Genomic DNA, 20,508 nt, shown 5'->3' with positions numbered 1-20,508 from the left:
CTCAGGAGAAGCTTTGAATTATCCGACAGATATCTGCATAGCAGGTGCGACGGGGCTCGTGGGACACGAGCTCCTTCTTCTTTTGGCCCACCTTGATGAAGTCCGCTCTATCAAGGCCATCTCTCGCGGCCCGATGGGTCGCATTCCTCCCCACGTCGAAAACATCATCATGGATTTTGACAGTCTTGAGCAGCGCAAAGATCTGCTGAAGGCCGGGGTCTTTATTTGTTGTCTGGGGACCACAATCAAAAAGGCGGGATCACAAGCCGCTTTCCGTAAAGTGGACTATGACTATGTCGTGAATTTTGCAAAAGTCGCTGAAGCCTGTGGCGCACAAAAGTTCCTGGTGATTTCGGCCATGGGTGCCGACGCCGGTTCCAGTATCTTCTACAACCGGGTCAAAGGTGAAATGGAACACGAACTGCGAAAACTAAAAATCCCGCAGATTGAAGTGTTTCAACCGTCTTTGATTTTGGGTGAACGCAAAGAATCGCGCACAGGCGAAGACATCGCCCAGAAACTCAGTCCGATTCTGAACAAGCTGATGGTAGGACCATTGAAAAAGTACCGCGCCATCAAAGCCAACACGATTGCCCGGGCTATGGCTATTGCCACCTTGAACTTTCACCCGGGCTTTCATGTTTATAAGTCAGATCATATTCAGCGCATCGCTGATCAAAAATAGTTTCTGAACTATTCAGTGATCAAAGCGAACGGAACTGTGTATTTCGAAGGTTTGGAGTGGCAGGTGTCATTAGTTTCTGCCACTTCCACTGAAACGTTCAAAGTGTGAGGATAAATCTCGCCGTACTCGGTGCGGCCGCTGATCTGCAGTTTTGCAGACAGACCTTCACCGCAGCCACTTTGCCAGATATCCACCAAAGAACCCTGTGCTTTAAAGTTCAATTTGTCTTCATTGTGACGGCTGGTTGAAACCACATCCAGAAAAGCCGGAACAGAATAGTCTTCAGTGGTGATTTCAAGTTTAGTTTCATCAGCAGACAAAGCCAATGAATCCATACATAGAATGGCTGGAACACCTGCCGGCAAAGCCTCCGTCGCACGGTAACAAGTCTGAGCCTGGGAAAGAGCTGGCAAAGCCAATAGAGCGAAAGCGAAAACGATGGATTTCATAAGAGCCCCCTTTAGGTTTTGAGGCTCTCTTATAACCGAGTTGTTCCGGGAATTCCGTCAGGAATCTGTCAGTTCCTTGTCACGATTCCCAAAAACCACACTATTGAAACAGGGAATTTACAAATTCTTGGGACGAGAACGTGCGCAGATCCTGAATACGCTCCCCCACTCCGATCAATTTAATCGGAATATGAAGTTCCTGCGCCAGCCCTACAGCCACGCCACCTTTCGCCGTGCCGTCCATTTTAGTCAGGACCGCTCCGGTCAAAGTCAGAGCGTTGTGGAATTCTTTAGCCTGCATCAAAGCATTCTGGCCCGAATTCGCATCCAGAACGATCAAAGTCTCGTGCGGAGCTTCCGGGATCACCTTGGACATCACACGTTTCATTTTTTTGATCTCTTCCATCAGATTGGCTTGAGTGTGCAAACGACCCGCAGTATCCACGATCACAACGTCATAGCCCTGACCTTTGCCCTTAGCGACGGCATCAAACGCCACCGCACTTGGATCGGTCACACCTTCCGGAGAAAAGATTTCAACCTGAGCGCGATCAGTCCAGACTTTCAACTGCCCGCCTGCCGCTGCACGGAATGTATCACCGGCCGCCACTAGAACCTTTTTGCCTTCTGCTGCCAATTGCGCCGAGATTTTACCAATGGAAGTGGTTTTACCCGCTCCATTCACACCCACAATCATCAATACTGTTGGGCCTTCAGCTGCGAACTGTATCTTGGAAAGGATGCCCGTGCCCACCGAAGTGGAATGAGACCCCTGGAAGATATTTTTGATTTCTTCTTTCAACGCTTCACGAACTGTGTCGTAGTCGGCGCGCTCTTTTTTGGAAAGCTTGTCTTCAATCGCACCCATCAGACGCTGCACAGTCGCTGGGCCCAGGTCGCTGGTGTAAAGAATTTCTTCGATCTCTTCCAGATGCTTGTTGCTGGTTTCAGACTTAAACAGGCTGCGAATTCGGCCGAAAAGATTTTCTTCGGTTTTTTTAAGCGCCACTGCAAGGTCGACGGCCTTTTCTTCAATCACCACTGCCGCATCATGCAGATCCGGCACAGACAAATCAGAAACCACGTTGCCCGTGGAATCAATGTGCGCCAGTGGAAGTTCTTCCGGTTGCTCGGAAGTCGTCGGCATTTCTCGTTTGGCTTCATGGGTCAGCTCCTGAGAACGCTTCTTCGCATTCTTCATCATCCCCAAAATCAGAGCGCCGAAAATAACCGCAAAGAGAAGAACAACCACGCCAGCAAGAATTGTAATCTGCTGCTCATGCCCAGGTGACATCATAACAAACCTCCGCAACAACGTGCGTCATTAAGATAAGAAAATCACCCACTATGTATCGTATTTTGGAAGCCGAGACTAGCAACAAAACGCGGCGGCGAAGCCCCGTTTGCCCCGTAAGGACCCTTAAAAAGGCCTAGTGCTGGGCCATTCTTCTTCTTTGGACTTCTTCTTTATAGAAATTGCGTTCGAAGCGACGATAGGATTCCAGACGAACTTCGGTGCCCAGGACGTCTTTCATGCGCGCCAACGACTGATTTTCCAGCTCGCGCATTTTTTCTATGCCCTCTTTGATAAAGTCCGGATGGATTTTGGTTTTGCGGTCTGCCAGTTCTTTCACCAATGCATTGGCCGATGAAATGACCTGAATGGACTTATCTTCATCCACGCGCCAGGTTTTCAGCAGGTACTGGGAAGCGGCCTTGTAAAGCTTCTGCTGGAACTGGGCATCGGTATAGATGTCCAGATAGTTACGGGTATAGATAACCGCATCAGTGTAAGAGTCTTTGATCTCTTCCGCCTGAGGCGGATTGAATTTGCGTTTTTCCAGTTCATCCTGACGTTTCTTGGCCTCGTTGCTGACCATGGTCTGCATCGGAGTCTGATCCTTTACAACCCGATCCACGACAATCTGACTGACGAAATAGCCCACGGCCCCCATGGCAAGACCCATGGTGACCCAGCGAAGCTTTTCGTTTTTGCGCTTCTTCATCAGATCCACTGGCTTTTCGCTCATCGAAGACTGGGACAAGGTCGCCACTTTGCCATCGATGGCCTCGGTGATGTGATTTTCCACGGACTGGCTGATATTGCGCCATTTTTCAGGCTCCATCAGCATCACGATCTCTTTTTCAATCGCCGAGTGGATGTCCTTCACCATGGAATTTTTCTTGCGGATCACGTCATCCAGCAGATCGCGCTCCATTTTCTGCAGACGCTTGGACATCTCCAGACGCTGTTCTTCCAGGCGTTCCTCTTCCGATTTCGCCATCTGGGATTTTTCTTTTTCCAGTTTTTCATTCAGGAAAATCTTTTGCGCGTCGTATTCCTTGAACAGATGATTTTTCTTGGATTCGATATCATGCACATCCATGGTCAGATGGGCCTGTTTTTCCTGCAAACCTTTTAAAGAAGCTTCCAAAGAAGCTTTCTGTTTTTCCAGATCTGCATGGGTCGTTTGAAGCTCTTTCAGCAAAGCCTGGCCTTTTTCCACCTGCGAAAGAAGATCGGAATTGTCAGTACGGGTTTTGCTCAAATCTTCAGTGGCTTTTTGCAGTTCCGCCGTGCGGGCCGCAACATTTTCCAGAAGCTCATTTAAGACCGTCTGTTTTTCAGTGCTGACAGCGGTGATTTCCTGAACTTTATCATTCGCCAATTGAATCTGCTGTTCACCGTCGACCTTGGCCTGCTGCAATAGCTGGTCGGCGGTGGCCTTGGCTGTGGCGATCAAGGAAGCGTTATCATTGCGTGCTAGTTCAGATTCTTCCCGCAGGCGCGCTTCCGCATCGCGAATCTGCGTGCGGGATTCATTCAACAATCTTTCGGCTTCGGCCTCGGCTTCCTGCAAAGTCCGCTGATTCAGTTCCTGGGAATTTTCCAGGTCTGTACGAATACGGGCTTGAGTTTCCTCAATCTGCAGTTTCGAGAAATCCAAAATTCGGTCCGCTTCCTCGCGGCTGGTTTTCAGCAGCGCTTCGCTTTCCTGACGGGCCAGCTCACGACCGTGGGCAATGGCTTCGTCTTTCATTTTCTCGGCAGCCAAAGTGGCTTCAGAAATAATGTCTTCAGTGTCTTTGCGGGCCTTCTGGCGCAGGCCCTGAACGTAAGAATCGACTTCTTCACGCAGTTCCTGAGACATATTGCGCGCATCGTGCAGCAGGCTTTGCCCTTGCTTCTGGAAATCTGCCAGAATGGCATCAGCTTCCTTGTGCGCTTCCGCCATGCGGGTCTGATAGAACAGCTCAGCCTGGGCCTGGGCTTCACGGGCTTTTTGATAGATGACCTGCACCCGGCGTTCAGCCTGGGTTTCGCCTTCCATAATGATTTGCGCCGCTTTGCGCTTGGCTTCGTGCAGGATTTTTTCCGCCTGGAATGGCGCCATGTTCGGTGCCGGCATGGCCACCGTGGCCTCCAATGGCGCATCTTCGTCTTCCGGCATGGCTGCCGCAGATTGGGAAATCGACGGCTCCAGTTCTGGTTCGGGCGCTGGTTCTTCAACGAAAAGATCCAGGTTCAGAATGTATTCAGATCGGCCCAGCTGGATACGATCGGAGGGAACCACGTTGACCGGGGTTCCCTGAACGATGCGGGTGCCATTGATATAGGTCCCGTTGGATGAATTTTTATCCTCAATCCAGATCTGGTTCCAGCGACGACTCACAACCAGGTGCACCCGGCTGATGTTGTTATCGTTCAAGGACAAGTCACAATCCAAAGAGCGGCCCATGGTGAACGAGTCTTTGTTCACCTCACGGCTTAGCACCTGATCCTTCCTGTGGATTGTGACGATAAACTTGTTCAATTAAGCTCCTCTGACCACCGCCGCTGTTTTTCCGATTTCCTTATTAAGGGCATCTTCGGCCAAAGCTTCAACGGCATCACGATGTTCATCAAATGGGCGCTCATGAGCTGGGAAATTATTGTTGTCAGCGCGATACCACAACAAATCCAAAGAACTCTCGAAACGGTCGATCATGGACACGTAAGCTCTTTCCGGGGAAAGAATCACGTTCGTCACGTGCGCCAACAACGAGAAGATAATCCCGGCGATGGATGTTTTCATCGCAAAAGAGATCTCGTGCAGGAAGCGATCCATGATGTTTTTGGTATTTTCCAGATCCTGCAAATTCATCGTGCCCAGTTCCTGCAACCCACCCGCGATACCGATGAAGGTACCCAGGATCCCCGCCACGACAAACAGGCCCGGCAAAATCGAAATCAGGTCGTTCATACCAACCATCGGGATCACGCCAAAGACCTTGTTGAAACAAGGATTATGTTGCAAAGTCGCCTTGGTGATATTCAGAAGCTTCGGATTGTCATCCGTCCAGCGCAGGAACTTCACCTGTTTCAGAATATCCTTTACCAGCCAAGCACAGCCCTGACGAACCAGGAACACACGGTCACTGGCCGACATCACGTTGTCGGGCTTTCTGCGCTTCATGCGGTCACGGATTTCGAAAACTTCGTAGTAAGTTCTTTCCAGAAGCTTTTTGGTCAGAACATAGAACGACACATTGTCGACCTTGCCCGGAACCTCAGCTTCGATGAAACGATTCACACGCTTTTCAAATTCACGCGCGAAAGATTCATGGCGGCGGACCGTGTAGTAGATAACCGCACGGAAGAACAAACCGACCAGAAAGACGGCGCCCATCACATACGGCAAACTTATAATGAAATACTCAGCAAATGCCTTCGTTGTCACAACCCACCCCTTTTATTTCTTTTGATCCATGTTAAAGCGGATGATTACCCGCTGCGCCTTTTTACAGTCGTTCTGCTTGCAGAACTCGGCTGCTGTGGCGATATTGCGATTTTGCACCTTCATGACTTCCAGGAAGCTTCGTCCGGAAACCTTCATAAGGGCCAAGAGCTCGCGCTGATGCTCAAATCTCATGTTCCCTTCATCCAGCATGTAACTGAAGATGGAGTTCGCACGACGGTAACTTAAATCCATGTTGTACTTCAAAGCGGCTTTGTCTGCCGGCTTGGAGCTGTGTGGGTCGACGAAGCGCCCCTGATACGTTGGTGAGGCAAAACCGATGATTTCCACCGCGGAAATTTTGTCAGACACTTTCGGATTGCCGAACAAAGACCGGGAATAAATCGGCATCGCTTTTTCCAGGACACCTTTCATCTCGTGCTTCAGACGGTCCGAGTCACTGTCAAAGTAAGCCTGACCGAAATCCAGAACCACATCGCCCGTCTGCAGGTCGATATCAGCTTTGATACCGGCTTTGGCGAAACCCTTCTGAATTTCACCCGCCACGGATTTACGCGCTTCGATTTCTGCTCTTGCTTTCGCCAGCTGTCCTTGCGTGTCGCTCAAAGCGCCCTGCAAGGCGGCTTTTTCTTTGCCATAGCCTGCCGCCATGGCCGCTTTCTCTTTACCGAAGCCAGCAGCCATCGCTGCTTTTTCTTCCGCAAAACCTTCCTGCAAAGATGCTACACGTTTGGCACCACGGGCTTTTTCATCTGCCAGACCTGATTCCAGACCCGCGATACGCGCGCCAGTTTCAGCCTTGGTGCGGGACAGAGCGCCTGCCAGATGAGTGGCTTCGTCTTCCTTCTGCGCCAGCATGCCTTGAGTTTTGGAAAGTTCACCCTGCACCTGACCCAATTGCACATTGGCCTGGTTCAGTTGCATCTGATACTGGGCATTGACCTGATTCAGCTGAGCCACCTTTTGGTTGCCGTCAGCTCGGGCCTGAGCCATCTTCTGTTCAAACAGTTGTTTTGACAGTTTGTTGTTTTTGTAAGCCACACGCAGTTCAGTCAGACGCTTTTGCAACTGCGCCTGTGTGACTGCGATCTTTTGTTCACCCTGAGCGATCAGCTGCTTTTTGTTCTGAATGTCTTTATTCAGATCAGCAATCTCGGTTTCCTGGGTTTCGATTTCCACATCCTGCTCTTTGATCAGATCATCACGATTGATCAATTTGGACTTGGCCATCTTGTTGGCATTAAGAACGTTGCGCACCATTTGCTGGTACTTGTTCAGAGCTTTGACTTTGTCCCCGTTTTCACGGGCTTCCTGGATCAGACGCTCTTTTTCAGTCTTGGCGTCTTCCTGAAGCAAGGTCAGCTTGTCCATAAGCTCTTCATACTCCTGCACCTCATCTTTAGGTGCCTGTCCGGCCAGATACTCATTCTTCACGTTCTCGTACATCTTCAACTGGCTTTCCAGTTCTTCCACTTTCATGGAAAGCTTCTGGTTTTCCACCTGCCCGCGCAAGGCATCGGTGCCCGTACGCAAACTGGATGTGACATACAAAAGAAGGAAGATCGTGCTTAAACCCAAGAATAAATCCGAATACGACGTCCAAAAACTGTCGCTCGAATGTTCTTTGTTTTTTTGATAATTAAACGACATACCAACGCACCCCACCTGCACAAATCATAACAGTGACGATCTTCTTTTCGGTGGCTCAAAAACAGAATTGAGTGTTTTTCTTTCGGCGAAAATGCCGAAGCTTTCAACACTTACGTCGGGTCGGTAGGTTCATTTGGACTTTTCTGACTATTCTTTTTCCATGGGCAATGTCTGCAGCCTGAACCGCAGCAGTGACCGCGCTTCATGTGAAAAAACTCAGTAAATACAGTGTATCCGGTGGCTGGATCGACATACGAGTCCTTGCCGGACTCGCAAGCAGTGCGATGAAGTTCTTCGATTTCGAGTTTTTTATCGTTCATCACGAAGTTTGGCGAACACCAAAGTGTCTCGTCTTAAGCCGTTTTCAATGGCGTGCTGCCGCAGACGGGCCTCGAATTTATACTGACAATTTTCAGCTACAGAGCTGCTGCGGCTGTTAAGACCTGAACAATGAATCTCAATTCGATAAAATCCAAGGGCAAACAGGACCTTTTCCAAAGCCAGCACCGCTTCGCGCACATACCCATGGCCTTCGAATTTCCCAAGGATCCAGTATCCCAGTTCACAGCGGTCGTTGTCCCAGCTGATCGTGTGCACGCCGACGTTCCCCATATAGATGTCGCCATCATTCAGATACATGCCATAGTCGAACATCTTGAAATCCTGCCACTGCTCGCGGGTCATCTCGATGTATTCGCGTTCATCATGAACGCCCTTGATCATTGGCACCCATGGCAGAAAGCGACCCAGGCGTTCGCGATCCTGATCAACATACTGAAACATGGTTTCAGCCATTTCAATTATGTGCTTTTTTAAGGTGATCCGTTCAGCGCGAATTTCTTCGGCAGGATAGACGGACTTCATTTGGCGATTTTGGACGTCAGATCAGACAAACGGATCCCGCCCAGATAATCCATAGAGTTGTTTTCAATTCCATCCACCAGCTCGCACATCAGCTTTTTCATTGAGCAGCTGACAACACAGTTTTTGAATGGTTCTTTGTCCGGAGTCGCAATCAGCTTCTTGTCAGTGATCGCCACATAGACATCACGCAGAGAAATTTCTTTCGGGGTTTTGGCAAGCTTCACGCCCCCCGCCTTGCCCTTGAAGGACGTAAGAAGTCCGGCATCAACAAGCTTGGAGATCAAACGGCGGATCACCGTCGGATTGGTGCGAATGCTCGCGCCCAATTCTTCAGACGTCATCAGATCACCCTTGTGATAAGCCAGGGCGGTCATAATATGAACTGATACAGAAAACCTTTGATCAACCATGTCTAGATACTACCCTAAGCCTCAAAAATAAACAATATCAAGGAATTAAGCCCCTGAAGACGCGAGAAATCCTTAAATGTATCTTTTATAGTTGCAATTAAACTCCATCCGCCGCATACTGTGCCTGTATCTGACACATTTAAAGGAGCCCTTCCCATGACCCATAAGACGATCCAAGATGCCCTGGAGTGGCGTTACGCCACTAAAAAGTTCGATGCCTCAAAAAAGATCTCGGACGCAGATTGGACAACCCTGCGTAATTCCCTGACTTTGGCGCCATCCTCTTACGGTGTACAACCGTGGAAATTCCTGGTTATTGAAAATCCGGAAGTTCGAAATCAACTAAAACCGGTCTCATGGAATCAAACACAAGTTACAGACGCCAGCCACTATGTGGTCTTCCTTTATAAGGAAAAGATGGATGCTGATTTCGTACAAAAGTTCATTAACCGCGTGGCTGAAGTCCGCAGCGCCCCTCTGGACGCTTTGGACGGATACAAAAATATGCTGATTGAAAATCTGGTGAAAGCACCGGAAGAAAAGATTCGCGTTTGGTCCCAGCGCCAGGCTTACATTGCCATGGGCTTCCTGCTGCAAACTGCGGCGTTGCTGAAAATCGATGCCACTCCGATGGAGGGTTTTGATCCGGCAGCTTACGACAAGATCCTGGGCCTGGAAGGCTCGGGCTGGAAAACCGTGGCCACTGTGGCTTTAGGTTATCGCCACCAGGAAGATGCCCTTCAAAATCAAAAAAAGGTCCGCTTCGAAGAAGCAGACCTTATTCAATACATCAAGTAACCCGGATTTCCGCTGCTCTTGGTGGATCTGCAAAGAGTCTCCCCAGATTTTCCCTTGCAGGTCTCCATCGGCAGCGGAGGTTCCTCCTCCTGGGTGGGCTCTATTGTAACTGCCAGCCTGGTGATTCACACACCTGCAGTGAAAGAGCCCGCCATCTTTCGATGACCGATTCCCCTTTCAACGCCAGAGTTTTGTCATAGTCCAATAAACTTGCGACAATGATGTCTGAAGCCCCATCGCCACGATAGAACAAACCATACACCTGACGAACGGCATCGGCCGTCGGAGCCGCGGGACGATTCGAGATTTTTTCCAGAATCGCGTTCACACCCTCATCCATCCCCAGCACGTTTTCACAGAACTGCACCCGGAAGGATTCACGTACGGTATTGTCATCAGTCTTGATCGGCAGATTCGAGTTCGAGATGTCTCCCCCGCAATCACGCCCGCTGTAAGTGCTGTAAGGATTGCACCCCAGGCCGTACTGCGCGCCACGGTTGATAATCCACTGTTCCAGCAGACTTTCAAGATTCGGCACCGGCCCGGAAGAGCGGGTGAAAATCTCGCGCATCAGGGAGGCCACGTATTCGCGGTTCACCACCTGAACTTTCTGAGTGGGAAGTGTCACGTCTTTTTGGCTGGGGTGAGTCTGATCCGTATCACCGTTGGAACCCATTTCAAGATTCAACGACGCCTGATCCAGAACAGCGAACTCGCCCATCTGACCGCAGTTTTGATACATCTGGGTCAGGACGGTTCCAAATAATAGCAGCACAAATATTTTGTTCTTGGCTGTGATCATTGTTCTTACCCCACCAGCTTCGCCGCTTTAAGAATCTGCAGCTGATCGCCATTGAGGCGAATCAAAGGTTCGGCCAGATTCTCGTATGGATTTTTAGGAACACGCAACAGGGCCGTCACCGTCGAGGCTGCCATCGTTGGGGACGGCATGCCTTTTTGATTGTAGCCATCAATCGGTGCCGCACGACCTTGAGTGCCAACGTAACCGCCACCGTGACCAGCACGATAGATGTTACCCACAACAAATGGACCGCGCTGGATTGCGCCCGAGAACACACTGGTCACCATCTGATTGAAACCATGATCACTGCCTGAACCGTTGGTTCTTGCCGTGCGGTTGAATTCAGAGATCACCTGAATCACGGTTTCAGACCACAGGTCCACACCGTTCACTTTGGATTTTTTAAGTTGTTCAATCAGCTCCAGCATACCGGCACACAGGCCGCGATAGTACGCCGTGGTGATAAGCACGCCCGGGATTGCGCCGGTTTCGTGCATGTCTTTGATGGCCACATGATTTCCAACGACGCCGTTGGCAGCATCTTTGATCATCAAACCTGCCGGATCACCCATTTGCAGATTCATCGTGCTGACCAGGCCTTCTTTCAGAACGTATTCAGCCAGGGCCAAGCCTTCTGCCAAAGAACCCGGAGCTGCCATGGTTTTGATAGAATCACGAAGATCAGAGTTACTGCTGACCACCAGACCGCGATTGCCATCAGCCACGTGAACACGCCAGAATTCATTCTGACTGGAAATCATCGCCACATCATTGATACCGACAAGGCCCTGTTGGCGCATGCTGGCTTCAATCACAGAACGATAGCGGGCCACAGCCCCATCCCAGTAAGAACCGATATTACCAATGCCTTTTTTCATCAGGTCAGAAGCATTGGATAAATTTTTGGAAAGAATAGTGGAACCCGCAAATTCAGATTGCGAATAAGCGCGCAAACGCGCCTGAGCCAGATCAAAAGCTTCACGGTTGCGGTCTTTCAGACTGCGCCCCTTGGCACGGTTCGCCCCCGGACCGCCGAAACCTTCCAACAAAGAATTCAACGGATTGCCGGTCAGAATATTCAGGGCCTTGCCGTTCATGGAAGCATAGTTTCCGTAAGCACCCCGCTGGGGCCATTCAACCGCTTCGAAGGTTTTCAGAGAATAGTCCGCCGCCAGCCCCATGATCGAAGACACCCCGCCCACCGGCGCTTGTTGAACCGTGGCATTGAATGGGTGACCGTCAAAACCGGTGCCGAATCCACGGATCACCAGCATGTTGTTCAATAGTTCCGTCAAAGCCTTGGCACCTGCTGAAGTCGTCACCGACTGCGAGAACATGTGCGGAACCATCACACCGTTATAGTTAAACGTCGCGTATTCAGTTCCAACGACATTATTGCCCGAACGAACAAACTTTGTTGCCACCATCGGATTAAACTCCAAAGGCGCATCGGACGGGTTCGTACGCATCCACGCATCGAACGTGTAGCGCATCGGACCCCCGGCAATCAGAATGTTGATATAGTTGCGGGCGCCAAGATTTCCGGTTGCTTCAGCCTGGGCTTGATGAATAAAGCCAGTGCTAAGAGCATTCAGAAGTCTTTCATAAGGCGTTGACACCAGGGCCGCTGCCCCGGCCACCGCACCACCTGCGATAAAGCCCCTGCGAGTCAGATTTTTTCCGTCCCCCATAATGCCCCCGGATTATTTTTCCCGATAATTCACGTCACGATAGTACTTGGAAGACATGATCTGCTTCACCATAAGGCGCACAGACTGGTTGCGCTGAAGCTCTTCCCCAAGAGATTCAACGAACTTGCGGTCTTCCACGGCTTCCGTGGATAGTTTTCTATTCAATTCTTCATTCATCGGATTGGAACGGTCATAAAGAGCAACCGTGATTCCGGTGAAATACTGGAAGTATCTTTTAGCCGCGCAATAGTAATAATCCTTGGTTTCAGCCATCGCCGCACCCAACTGCGCAATCCCCGTCACCTGACGATCAACCAAAGTCCCGGTCATGGAACGGAAGAACAGACGGCCTGACGGAACCTGACGGTGGAAGTTCGCCACCGGCTCTGACGGCCAGCCCGCCACGGAAGCCAGCTCCGCGCGATAGGTCGCCAGATGCAAAGCAGTTTTGGAATGAGTTCTGCTGCCCTCACTGAGTGCCGCATAATCAGAGTTTCCGACAACGACATTGCGTGCGGTGTAAGCCATCGGATCCAGAGTTGCATGGCACATCACGCAGCTGCTGGAATTTCTGAAAGGCGCGGAGGAATTTCCCACCACGTACTGGCGAATGTCGTTTTCACGCAAGGCCGGAAGTTCCGCGCACAGGAATGATTCCATGTTGGTCTGGGACCAGCGACGCGGAACCTTGGTCGTCCCGTTGGCTTCAAGACCGCGGCCATGACCATAATTCAGCATCAGATAAATAGGTGTACCCAGCACTCCGCCACCTTGAGTGGCAAACAGGTTGAAACTGAAATTCAAACCCGGCTGATCACTGCCGCGCTTGTCTGCACCCAAGGGCTGCAATGACAGATTTGGTATCGTCGCATTGTCAGTGGCAATTCTTACCCCGACCAGTTCGCCGACTTCGATCTTGGGCAAAGTCACGAACGTCGCCTGAGTGCGGTCCGAATTCCCGTCAAAGCCCGTATTCATCGCGCGGAAATTGAAAAGATTCTGATCAAGGCCCGTATTGTTTCCGGCAAGACGACGTCCTGGGAAATTCACTGTGAAACCAATGCGGTTGCGCACGGCCATGTCCTCTTCACGCTGCGCACGCACGCCCTGCCCCAGGGTCAGCACGTCACGGTACTGGGCATTGCGCGCAAACATCGCACGTGTCAGCGCCAGGCCCGGCTCAGTGGAGTCATAAATATCCATCGTCCCGCGGGACATCTCTTCATTGTATTCCTGAATCTGTTCAACCGTGTTGGCGGTGAACCAGGTGCGGTGGAAATTATAGAACGTATTCAAAACGGCACGGGCTTCCTTGTCAGAACGATTGACCAGTGGACCGGAAGCATCCAGTTCGGCCTTGTCCAACAAAGAATTACAGGCGTCCAGCGCCTTGATTTTACCGGCACGAATCTGCGCCATCGTCGCATGCCCCAAAGGCACCGGTTTCCCGGTCAAGTGGGAGTAGCAACGATTGAACAAGCCTGCCTCACTCAAAACTTGAGCATAAGCAAACGGTGCCATCAGCAACGTGAATGCAAAGATTAACTTGGTCACGGTCATTCCCCCAAAGAAGTTCCGTTGTTCCCTTATCTTATCGGAGGAATCATCAGAAACTCGACTCGGGTTCTCACATTGAGACAGCCTGTGGCAGAATACCGGCAAAAATCTGGAACACGAAAATCAGCAGTTCCCGGAACGTCTCAACCCGCAACACCCCGGAAAAAGAAAAACCCCGTTGAGGTCATCAACGGGGTCTTTGGCATTCGTTTTGTCTTCTTCGGACTATTTGATGTCCTGGATGGAAACAGAAACCATCGTGGAAACACCGCGCTCTTGCATCGTCACGCCGTACAACTTGCCCGCCACTTCCATGGTGTGCTTGTTGTGGGTAACAACGATGATCTGAGAACGTTTGGCCATTTCACGAACCAGGTCGTTGAAACGGAATACGTTGGCGTCATCAAGTGGAGCGTCAACCTCATCCAGCAAACACCATGGAGATGGTTTCACCAGGAAGATCGAGAACACCAGCGCAACCGCAGTCAAAGCTTTCTCACCACCGGACATCAAAGACACGTTCTGAGTCTTTTTGCCTGGAGGGCGCGCGATGATCTCGATACCCGCTTCGTTCTTTTCAGTTTCTTCAACAAGTTCCAACCAAGCTTCACCGCCACCGAACAATACCGGGAATACGCGGGTGAAACGGTCGTTAACCAGCTCGAAGGTTTCTTTGAAACGCTTGGAGCAGATTTTGTTGATACGCTCGATAACCTTGCGCAACTGATCTTTGGCCTCGGTCAGGTCCGCGTGCTGTTTGGTCAGGAATTCGTAACGTTGAGCAGTCTCTTCGTACTCTTCGATCGCAGACAGGTTCACTTCACCGATCTTCGCCAGCTTCTCACGCAGGTCTTTCAGTTGAGCATCCGCTTCCAGGAAGTCGCCTTCGCGGTTCACGTATTTCTCAACAACATCAGGCAGGTTCAGCATGTAGCGCTCGCGCACCTGATCAATCAGGTACTGCTCTTTCATCTTCGCCTGCTCCAGTTTCAACTGGGAGTCGTTCATTTTGTGCTGTCGTTCATTGCGTGCACGCTGAGAAGACGTAGCTTCTTCCTCGATCGCACGGATGGATTCAGACATCACTTCGTATTCGTCTTTCGCGCGAGCGGCCTGAAGTTTCAGGGTCTCGACTTCGTCCAAAAGACGTTCAAATTCGATTTTCTTTTCTTCCAGAGTCACCTGAGTGTCGGTCATCTGGGAATTGTACCCTTCAGCCTCTTCACTCATGCGGGTCAACTGAGCTTCCAGATCCGTCAGGGATTTGGTCACCATTTCAAGCTGTCTCAAAACACCAGTGTATTCCTGGGTCTTGGAAGCGGACTTCACCTGAAGATCCGTCACTTCCGCCTGAAGACCGTCAAAGCCCAGACGAACAGAGTTCATTTCAGAATTCAAAGTCTCAACTTCAGTCTCAAGCAGAACTTTTCTTTCGCGAGCCTCGATCAGAGCCTCGTTCAATTCTTCAAGCTTCTGCTCTTGAGCTTCCAGTTGTTCTGTCAGTTTTTTGACTTCGCGTTCCTGGCGCTCGACTGCCGCCAAAGCGTTCTGAACTTCGTTTTCAGCGCGTTCGGTGTCTTTTCTCAATTCGGCAACTTTAATCTCCTGATCGATCTTACGTTTTTGCGCGCCTTCGAAATCATTCAATACGTTGGCCAACTGCTCTTCGGTCTTTTTCAGAGCCATTTGAGCCAGTTGCAGTTTTCCTGCGAATTCGTCTTTTTTCTCGGACAATTCCTTGATTTCACGACGACGCTTCAGCATGCCGGAATCAGCAGACTCGGAAGAGCCCCCTGTCAAAACGCCGTCAGCAGTCAGGGTGTCACCGTCAAGAGTCACGAATGTCCAGCCTTCATAACTTGGGCGCAGGTTCAAAGCGGTGCGGATGGAATCCACGATCGCCACGCCATCAAGCATGTAAGACACAGTGTTTTTGAATTTATCAGCAGCCTGAACCACGTCTTTCAGGATGGCTTGAACACCTTCCTGGCCCATTGGGGCTTCAGCGCGGTTGAAAGACAGACCCTGACCGTCAGCAGCCATGAAGCTGGAACGACCGGATTTGTTTTCTTTCAGGTGGGAAACAGCGTCCACGGCGATATTGGAGTCAGAAGACAACAACATCTGCAAACGGGAACCCAAAGCCGCTTCCATCGCCACTTCGTATTCAGCAGGAACTTCAACAACCTCAGAAACCGGCTGGAAGTGAGACACAACAGAACCATCCGCCATCATTTCCTGAGTGCGGGTTTTCTGCCAAAGCATGACCTGCTTCACGCCCTCTTGGAAACCTTCAAAGTTATTTTGCAGGTTTTCCAGGCCGTAAAGACGGGACGCCACTTCATTCAAAGAATCTTTGAAGGAATCCACTTCGGCTTTTTTAGCCGCCACGGAATCCTGAAGGATTTTTTTATTGGCTTCGAAAGAGTCCACATCGCTGGCAAGATCCAGCTGCATCTGACGCTCTTTATCCAGCTCGGTGATCACTTTTTTGCGGCGGTTTTCGAACTCGATTTGTTTTTCACGCAGTTCGTTCAAAACCTGCTGTTCGTTGTCCTGACGGTCAGTCAGGTCCGCGATCTGAGAAGACAGGGAATTCACACGCGCATCCAAAGAGGATTCGGTCTGACCGACAGCGAACAGCTCACGACGTTTCGTCGTCAGATCCTCGTCCACAGTGCCGATGCGGGAATTGAAGTTCTGGAAGATTTCATTTTTCTCGGTGAATGCTGCAGACAGAGTCTCGGACTCTTCCTTCAGTTCAGCCACCTGTTCATCCAACGCGGCCTTGTCGCGGGAAAGAAGCTCTTTACGGGCTTCCTGTTCCTGCAGGATAGTGCCGGTCATCTGTTCATTGCGGCGAGCCTGTTCGATCTCGAAGCGCAGCTCCTGAATCTCCATCTCTTTCTTTTGAACAGTGGATTGTTTTGTGAAGTATTCGGTCTGTTGTTCTTCAACCGCTTTTTCCTTTTCCAGGATCTGCAGTTTCAGAACTTCCAGCTGGCCCTGCAAAGTGGAAAGGTTTGTTTCGCCTTCCACTTCCATGCTTTGCGCTTCATTGAAGATCGCCTGGGCTTCATCCGCAGCACGTTTCAATTCAACGTACTGGGCGGTGGACAGCCACAGATCCAGATCTTCGATCTGATTTTTGATATTGCGATAGCGTTCAGCACGCTGCGCCTGTCTTTGCAAGGAATCGATCTGGCGTTTCAACTCGCCGATGATGTCCTGCAAACGCACCAAGTTTTGATCGGTCGCTACTAATTTGCGCTGGGATTCTTTTTTACGGGCTTTGAACTTGGTGATACCGGCAGCTTCTTCGATAAGCATGCGGCGGTCTTCAGGTTTCGCCGTGATGATCTTACCGATCATACCCTGAGCGATGATGGAGAAACCTTTGGAACCGGCACCCGTGTCCATGAAGATCTCCTGCAGGTCTTTCAAACGAGCAGGTTCTTTATTGATGAAGTACTCACCTTCACCGTTTCTGTGCAAACGGCGGGTCACCATGATTTCAGAATGTTTAATATATTTTGCCGGGAATGGACCACCGTCATTTTCAAGTGTCAGAGACACTTCACACATGCCCAGTGGAGCGTAACCTTCGGCTCCACCGAAGATGACGTCTGTCATTTGGGATGCACGCAGATCCTTGGCGGACTGGTCACCCATAACCCACATAAGAGCATCCACGATATTGGATTTACCGCAACCATTCGGTCCGACGATACCCGTGATACCAGCATCGAAATGGATGACAGTGCGGTCTTTGAACGATTTAAAACCAATGAGTTCAATCTTCTTAATTCTCAAGGTATATCCCCTCTTGAGTACTTCCCCTCAAACACAAGCCCTTGGTCTAGCTAGACCAAAGACCATTAGAATTTCGCGAGTGTTGGGAAGCATGTCAACCATAGGCTCTTAAAAGAGGGCTTAACGCTGAAAACTTAAGCAGACTTACAACCGATTTACCTGCTGCATCATGAAAATCGACTCAACGCAGCCAAATGCAAAACGGCGCACCGGGTAACCGGAGCGCCGTGGATTGTCGGAATCAAGAAGGAATTTTTCCGCGAAATCTTACAAACACTGTACGGATTGGCCGTACTGGTTCTGCATGATCACGCCAGAGCAGTTGTGAGTCACACCGCAGTTGTACTGCTGACCACCGTAGTAGTAAACACCGGAGCAAGTCTGGGACGTCGTCGCACCACCTGTGTTACCCATGCAGTAAGTGTAGTTCACTGGGATGTACTGTGTACCGCTGACTTGGTAGCACTGGTTGCCGCTCATGATGTACTGACCGGTTGTACCGTTCGTGCAGTATGATTGTGCCACTTGCTGACCTGTGGACTTGATCGTGCACTGACCGGCAGAGTTGTAAGCGTAAGTGGAATTCGTAGAGCAGTAAGTCTGGTTCACCTGAACCGCCTGCCCGTTTACGTTCTGATAACAGATGTTGTTAGCACCCCAGTAATAGATATTGCTGGTACCGCTGTTATTGTCATCCTTGCTACAGTTCGCCAAACCTACAGTCATAGCAGTCAGTACAAGGGCTTTCAAGATCGTCAGAACATAGTTTTTGAATTTCATAAATTTGTTTCCTTCTCTATGCAGATCCTTAAAGCAAATCAGCGGCCAAAAAGCTCTGGCACGCGTTTCACCAACGGATTTCGAACACTTACAGCATTTAGGAAGGATCATGGATTAAGCTCACGCTGTCTTTTAATTCGACAGTGACGACAATTGGCTTTCTGAAAAGCGTCTCTACAAAAATATCACGTACCACAATGAAACAAAGCACTTAGCACTGCACAGTGTTTACACAATCTGGCAGTGCCTTCTCTATATATAATATCAAGCTTCCGGAGTCGGTCGCGAAGGCTTGCGTGCAATCAGACGGCAGGCGACTTCCATCGGATCGGTCCACGAAGCCGGGCGATCACTTAATAATGAAACCACGTCCTTGCGCCCAAACACCCGGGCCAGATCCAAAGCCGTCATCCCATGCGGGTTCTTTTCCTCCATGCGGGCGCCGCTGCTTAAAAGCAGTTCTGCCATATTTGCATGACCCTTGAAGCACACCCCCATCAGCACCGAATTCCCCATATCATCGGTGGAGTTCACATCCGCACCGTGATCAATTAATAGCTCCGCCGCTTCATGCTGGTTGTTATACGCCGCCAGCATCAGCAGCGTGTGACCTTTGAAGTTGCGAATCTCAATTCCACCGCCCAGATCCAGATACTGCATCAGGGCTTCGCAGTTGCCGCTGCGGGCTTCTTCAAAGATCATCGGTTCCGTCACCATTGTTTTTTTATATTCTTCCCAGGTTGCCATACATCCCCCCCTTTTGCAGCGACCCTAGTGATGGGCGCTGCCACTTTCATATTTGTCGGTATAAACCTTTATTCCCATTCGATCCGCCAGACCACCGCCATAAGCCGGATCCACGCGCATGAACACATCAATCTGCCGGCGCACGATTTCTTCCGGGACTTTACCGCCCTTCATGTGCTCGGCGATATTGTCCAGCAGCTGGCGCTTTTGATCAGAACTCATCAGACGGAACAAAGCCCCGGCCTGGGAATAGTCATCATTTCCATCACGATGATTGAAGCGGTCCACGGTGGCGTCATCCAGCCTTAACGGCGGTTCACGGAATTCTTCCTGCTGAACCGGGCCGCCGAAGGAGTTCGGCTCATAGTAAGCATGATTGTATTCAGGCACATCCAGGCGCATCTGCCCGTCCAGATGATAGTGATTCACCGGCACTTTGGGTTTATTCACCGGCAACATCTCGTAATGGGTGCCGATGCGATAGCGATGGGCATCCGCATAGGCAAAGGTGCGCGACTGAAGCATTTTGTCGGGAGAGAACGAAACCCCCGGCACCATGTTGTTCGGATTAAACGCCGCCTGCTCGACTTCGGCAAAATAGTTTTTCGGATTGCGGTTCAGCTCCATGGTGCCGATTTCATTCATCGGGAATTCGCCATGCGGCCACACCTTGGTCAAATCAAACGGATTGTAGCTGGTTTTTCTGGCCTGCTCTTCGGTCATGATCTGCACATACACCCGCCACTTTGGATAGTCCTTGGATTCAATGGCGTTGAACAGATCCTCTTGATGGCTTTCGCGTGTACGCCCGACCAGATCAGCGGCTTCTTCGTTCGTCAGGTTTTTAATCCCCTGCAAAGTTTTGAAATGGAACTTCACCCAGTGACGTTCACCTTTGTCATTAATAAGTGAATACGTGTGCGAGCCAAAGCCGTGCATGTGGCGATAAGACGCCGGCAGGCCGCGGTCCGAAAACAGGATCGTCACCTGGTGACAGGTCTCGGGGCTTAGCGACCAGAAATCCCACATGGCCGTGGGGCTGCGCAGATTGGTGCGGGGATCCCGTTTTTGGGTGTGGATGAAGTCCGGGAATTTATAGGGATCGCGCACAAAAAACACCGGCGTGTTGTTGCCGACCAGATCAAAGTTTCCTTCTTCGGTGTAAAACTTCAAAGCAAAGCCGCGCACATCGCGTTCGGCATCAGCAGCGCCCCGTTCACCCGCCACGGTGGAAAAACGAATCAGCAGATCCGTCTTCGCCCCCACCTGCAAAAAATTTGCGCGCGTGTATTTGGAAATATCCCCGGTCACCGTCAGGGTCCCGAAGGCTCCGGAGCCTTTCGCATGCACCGTTCTTTCCGGCACGCGTTCCCGGTTTTGGTGCGCCAGTTTTTCAACCAGCGCGACATCCGTCATTAATAGCGGCCCGCGGGGACCGACTGTCAGAGAATTTTGATTATCAGAAACGGGAGCTCCATTGGTCGTCGTCAAACCCTTTTTGGATCGGGCCATAACATGCATCC

The 20,508-nt window shown here is 50.6% G+C and carries 17 protein-coding genes; 2 read left to right on the top strand and 15 right to left on the bottom strand.

Annotation, left to right across the window (positions count from 1 at the left end):
- Window positions 1-13 precede the first annotated feature (13 nt).
- On the top strand, window positions 14-685 hold the full coding sequence (locus BDT_RS05845; RefSeq protein ID WP_041577196.1) for a nucleoside-diphosphate sugar epimerase: 672 nt from the start codon (window positions 14-16) through the stop codon (window positions 683-685).
- Between the two features lie 8 nt (window positions 686-693).
- On the opposite strand, the gene BDT_RS05840 is transcribed toward BDT_RS05845, so the two are convergent.
- The 8 genes from BDT_RS05840 to BDT_RS05810 all read right to left on the bottom strand — a co-directional run bounded on the left by BDT_RS05840 (window position 694) and on the right by BDT_RS05810 (window position 8,797).
- Window positions 694-1,134, bottom strand: coding sequence for a hypothetical protein (locus BDT_RS05840; protein ID WP_015090319.1), 441 nt, complete (start codon window positions 1,132-1,134; stop codon window positions 694-696).
- A 100-nt stretch (window positions 1,135-1,234) separates the two neighbouring features.
- Entirely contained in the window at window positions 1,235-2,431 is a 1,197-nt protein-coding gene (gene ftsY, locus BDT_RS05835) for a signal recognition particle-docking protein FtsY (protein ID WP_015090318.1), read from the bottom strand.
- 133 nt (window positions 2,432-2,564) lie between these two features.
- Window positions 2,565-4,949, bottom strand: coding sequence for an FHA domain-containing protein (locus BDT_RS05830; protein WP_015090317.1), 2,385 nt, complete (start codon window positions 4,947-4,949; stop codon window positions 2,565-2,567).
- A complete protein-coding gene (locus tag BDT_RS05825; RefSeq protein ID WP_041577194.1) occupies window positions 4,950-5,855 on the bottom strand; it encodes a hypothetical protein in 906 nt (301 codons plus the stop codon). It lies immediately after the preceding gene.
- A gap of 12 nt (window positions 5,856-5,867) precedes the next feature.
- On the bottom strand, window positions 5,868-7,451 hold the full coding sequence (locus BDT_RS05820) for a microtubule-binding protein (protein ID WP_015090315.1): 1,584 nt from the start codon (window positions 7,449-7,451) through the stop codon (window positions 5,868-5,870).
- A 182-nt stretch (window positions 7,452-7,633) separates the two neighbouring features.
- Complete coding sequence (locus tag BDT_RS19530; protein WP_080602339.1) at window positions 7,634-7,843, bottom strand: DUF5522 domain-containing protein; 210 nt, start codon at window positions 7,841-7,843, stop codon at window positions 7,634-7,636.
- Window positions 7,833-8,387 (bottom strand): GNAT family N-acetyltransferase, encoded by a 555-nt coding sequence (locus tag BDT_RS05815; protein WP_015090314.1) that lies wholly within the window; start codon window positions 8,385-8,387, stop codon window positions 7,833-7,835. Before BDT_RS05815 ends, BDT_RS19530 begins: the two co-directional genes overlap by 11 nt.
- Window positions 8,384-8,797 (bottom strand): RrF2 family transcriptional regulator, encoded by a 414-nt coding sequence (locus tag BDT_RS05810; protein ID WP_041577192.1) that lies wholly within the window; start codon window positions 8,795-8,797, stop codon window positions 8,384-8,386. The genes BDT_RS05815 and BDT_RS05810 overlap by 4 nt, the downstream gene beginning before the upstream one ends.
- A gap of 156 nt (window positions 8,798-8,953) precedes the next feature.
- Between BDT_RS05810 and BDT_RS05805 the strand changes: the two genes are divergently transcribed.
- Window positions 8,954-9,595, top strand: coding sequence for an NAD(P)H-dependent oxidoreductase (locus tag BDT_RS05805; protein WP_015090312.1), 642 nt, complete (start codon window positions 8,954-8,956; stop codon window positions 9,593-9,595).
- A 100-nt stretch (window positions 9,596-9,695) separates the two neighbouring features.
- Here BDT_RS05805 and BDT_RS05800 read toward each other — a convergent pair whose 3' ends face one another.
- The 7 genes from BDT_RS05800 to BDT_RS05770 form a co-directional block, all read right to left on the bottom strand.
- Window positions 9,696-10,397 carry a hypothetical protein gene (locus BDT_RS05800; protein WP_015090311.1) on the bottom strand — a complete coding sequence of 234 codons (702 nt, stop codon included), beginning with the start codon at window positions 10,395-10,397 and terminating at the stop codon, window positions 9,696-9,698.
- Between the two features lie 5 nt (window positions 10,398-10,402).
- The gene (locus tag BDT_RS05795; RefSeq protein WP_015090310.1) at window positions 10,403-12,088 is read right to left on the bottom strand and encodes a twin-arginine translocation signal domain-containing protein; all 1,686 of its coding nucleotides are present in this window, start codon (window positions 12,086-12,088) and stop codon (window positions 10,403-10,405) included.
- A 12-nt stretch (window positions 12,089-12,100) separates the two neighbouring features.
- Complete coding sequence (locus BDT_RS05790) at window positions 12,101-13,648, bottom strand: hypothetical protein (RefSeq protein ID WP_015090309.1); 1,548 nt, start codon at window positions 13,646-13,648, stop codon at window positions 12,101-12,103.
- Between the two features lie 222 nt (window positions 13,649-13,870).
- Window positions 13,871-17,458, bottom strand: a complete 3,588-nt coding sequence (gene smc / locus BDT_RS05785) for a chromosome segregation protein SMC (protein WP_015090308.1) — start codon at window positions 17,456-17,458, stop codon at window positions 13,871-13,873.
- Window positions 17,459-17,725: 267 nt separating this feature from the next.
- On the bottom strand, window positions 17,726-18,238 hold the full coding sequence (locus BDT_RS05780) for a hypothetical protein (protein WP_015090307.1): 513 nt from the start codon (window positions 18,236-18,238) through the stop codon (window positions 17,726-17,728).
- Between the two features lie 264 nt (window positions 18,239-18,502).
- A complete protein-coding gene (locus BDT_RS05775; RefSeq protein WP_015090306.1) occupies window positions 18,503-18,985 on the bottom strand; it encodes an ankyrin repeat domain-containing protein in 483 nt (160 codons plus the stop codon).
- A gap of 24 nt (window positions 18,986-19,009) precedes the next feature.
- Entirely contained in the window at window positions 19,010-20,497 is a 1,488-nt protein-coding gene (locus tag BDT_RS05770) for a catalase (RefSeq protein WP_015090305.1), read from the bottom strand.
- Window positions 20,498-20,508 lie beyond the last annotated feature (11 nt).

Origin of the sequence: Bdellovibrio bacteriovorus str. Tiberius, from assembly GCF_000317895.1 — a bacterium.
Lineage (GTDB): Bacteria > Bdellovibrionota > Bdellovibrionia > Bdellovibrionales > Bdellovibrionaceae > Bdellovibrio > Bdellovibrio bacteriovorus_F.
Note: the sequence above shows the minus strand (reverse complement) of the source record. Positions and strands in the feature narration are given on the sequence as shown.

Coding starts and splice junctions, on each gene's coding strand:
- BDT_RS05840 (WP_015090319.1), bottom strand. CDS start 1,134: ATGAAATCCATCGTTTTCGCTTTCGCTCTATTGGCTTTGCCAGCTCTT.
- ftsY (WP_015090318.1), bottom strand. CDS start 2,431: ATGATGTCACCTGGGCATGAGCAGCAGATTACAATTCTTGCTGGCGTG.
- BDT_RS19530 (WP_080602339.1), bottom strand. CDS start 7,843: ATGAACGATAAAAAACTCGAAATCGAAGAACTTCATCGCACTGCTTGC.
- BDT_RS05815 (WP_015090314.1), bottom strand. CDS start 8,387: ATGAAGTCCGTCTATCCTGCCGAAGAAATTCGCGCTGAACGGATCACC.
- BDT_RS05810 (WP_041577192.1), bottom strand. CDS start 8,797: ATGGTTGATCAAAGGTTTTCTGTATCAGTTCATATTATGACCGCCCTG.
- BDT_RS05805 (WP_015090312.1), top strand. CDS start 8,954: ATGACCCATAAGACGATCCAAGATGCCCTGGAGTGGCGTTACGCCACT.
- BDT_RS05800 (WP_015090311.1), bottom strand. CDS start 10,397: ATGATCACAGCCAAGAACAAAATATTTGTGCTGCTATTATTTGGAACC.
- BDT_RS05795 (WP_015090310.1), bottom strand. CDS start 12,088: ATGGGGGACGGAAAAAATCTGACTCGCAGGGGCTTTATCGCAGGTGGT.
- BDT_RS05790 (WP_015090309.1), bottom strand. CDS start 13,648: ATGACCGTGACCAAGTTAATCTTTGCATTCACGTTGCTGATGGCACCG.
- BDT_RS05780 (WP_015090307.1), bottom strand. CDS start 18,238: ATGAAATTCAAAAACTATGTTCTGACGATCTTGAAAGCCCTTGTACTG.
- BDT_RS05775 (WP_015090306.1), bottom strand. CDS start 18,985: ATGGCAACCTGGGAAGAATATAAAAAAACAATGGTGACGGAACCGATG.
- BDT_RS05770 (WP_015090305.1), bottom strand. CDS start 20,497: ATGGCCCGATCCAAAAAGGGTTTGACGACGACCAATGGAGCTCCCGTT.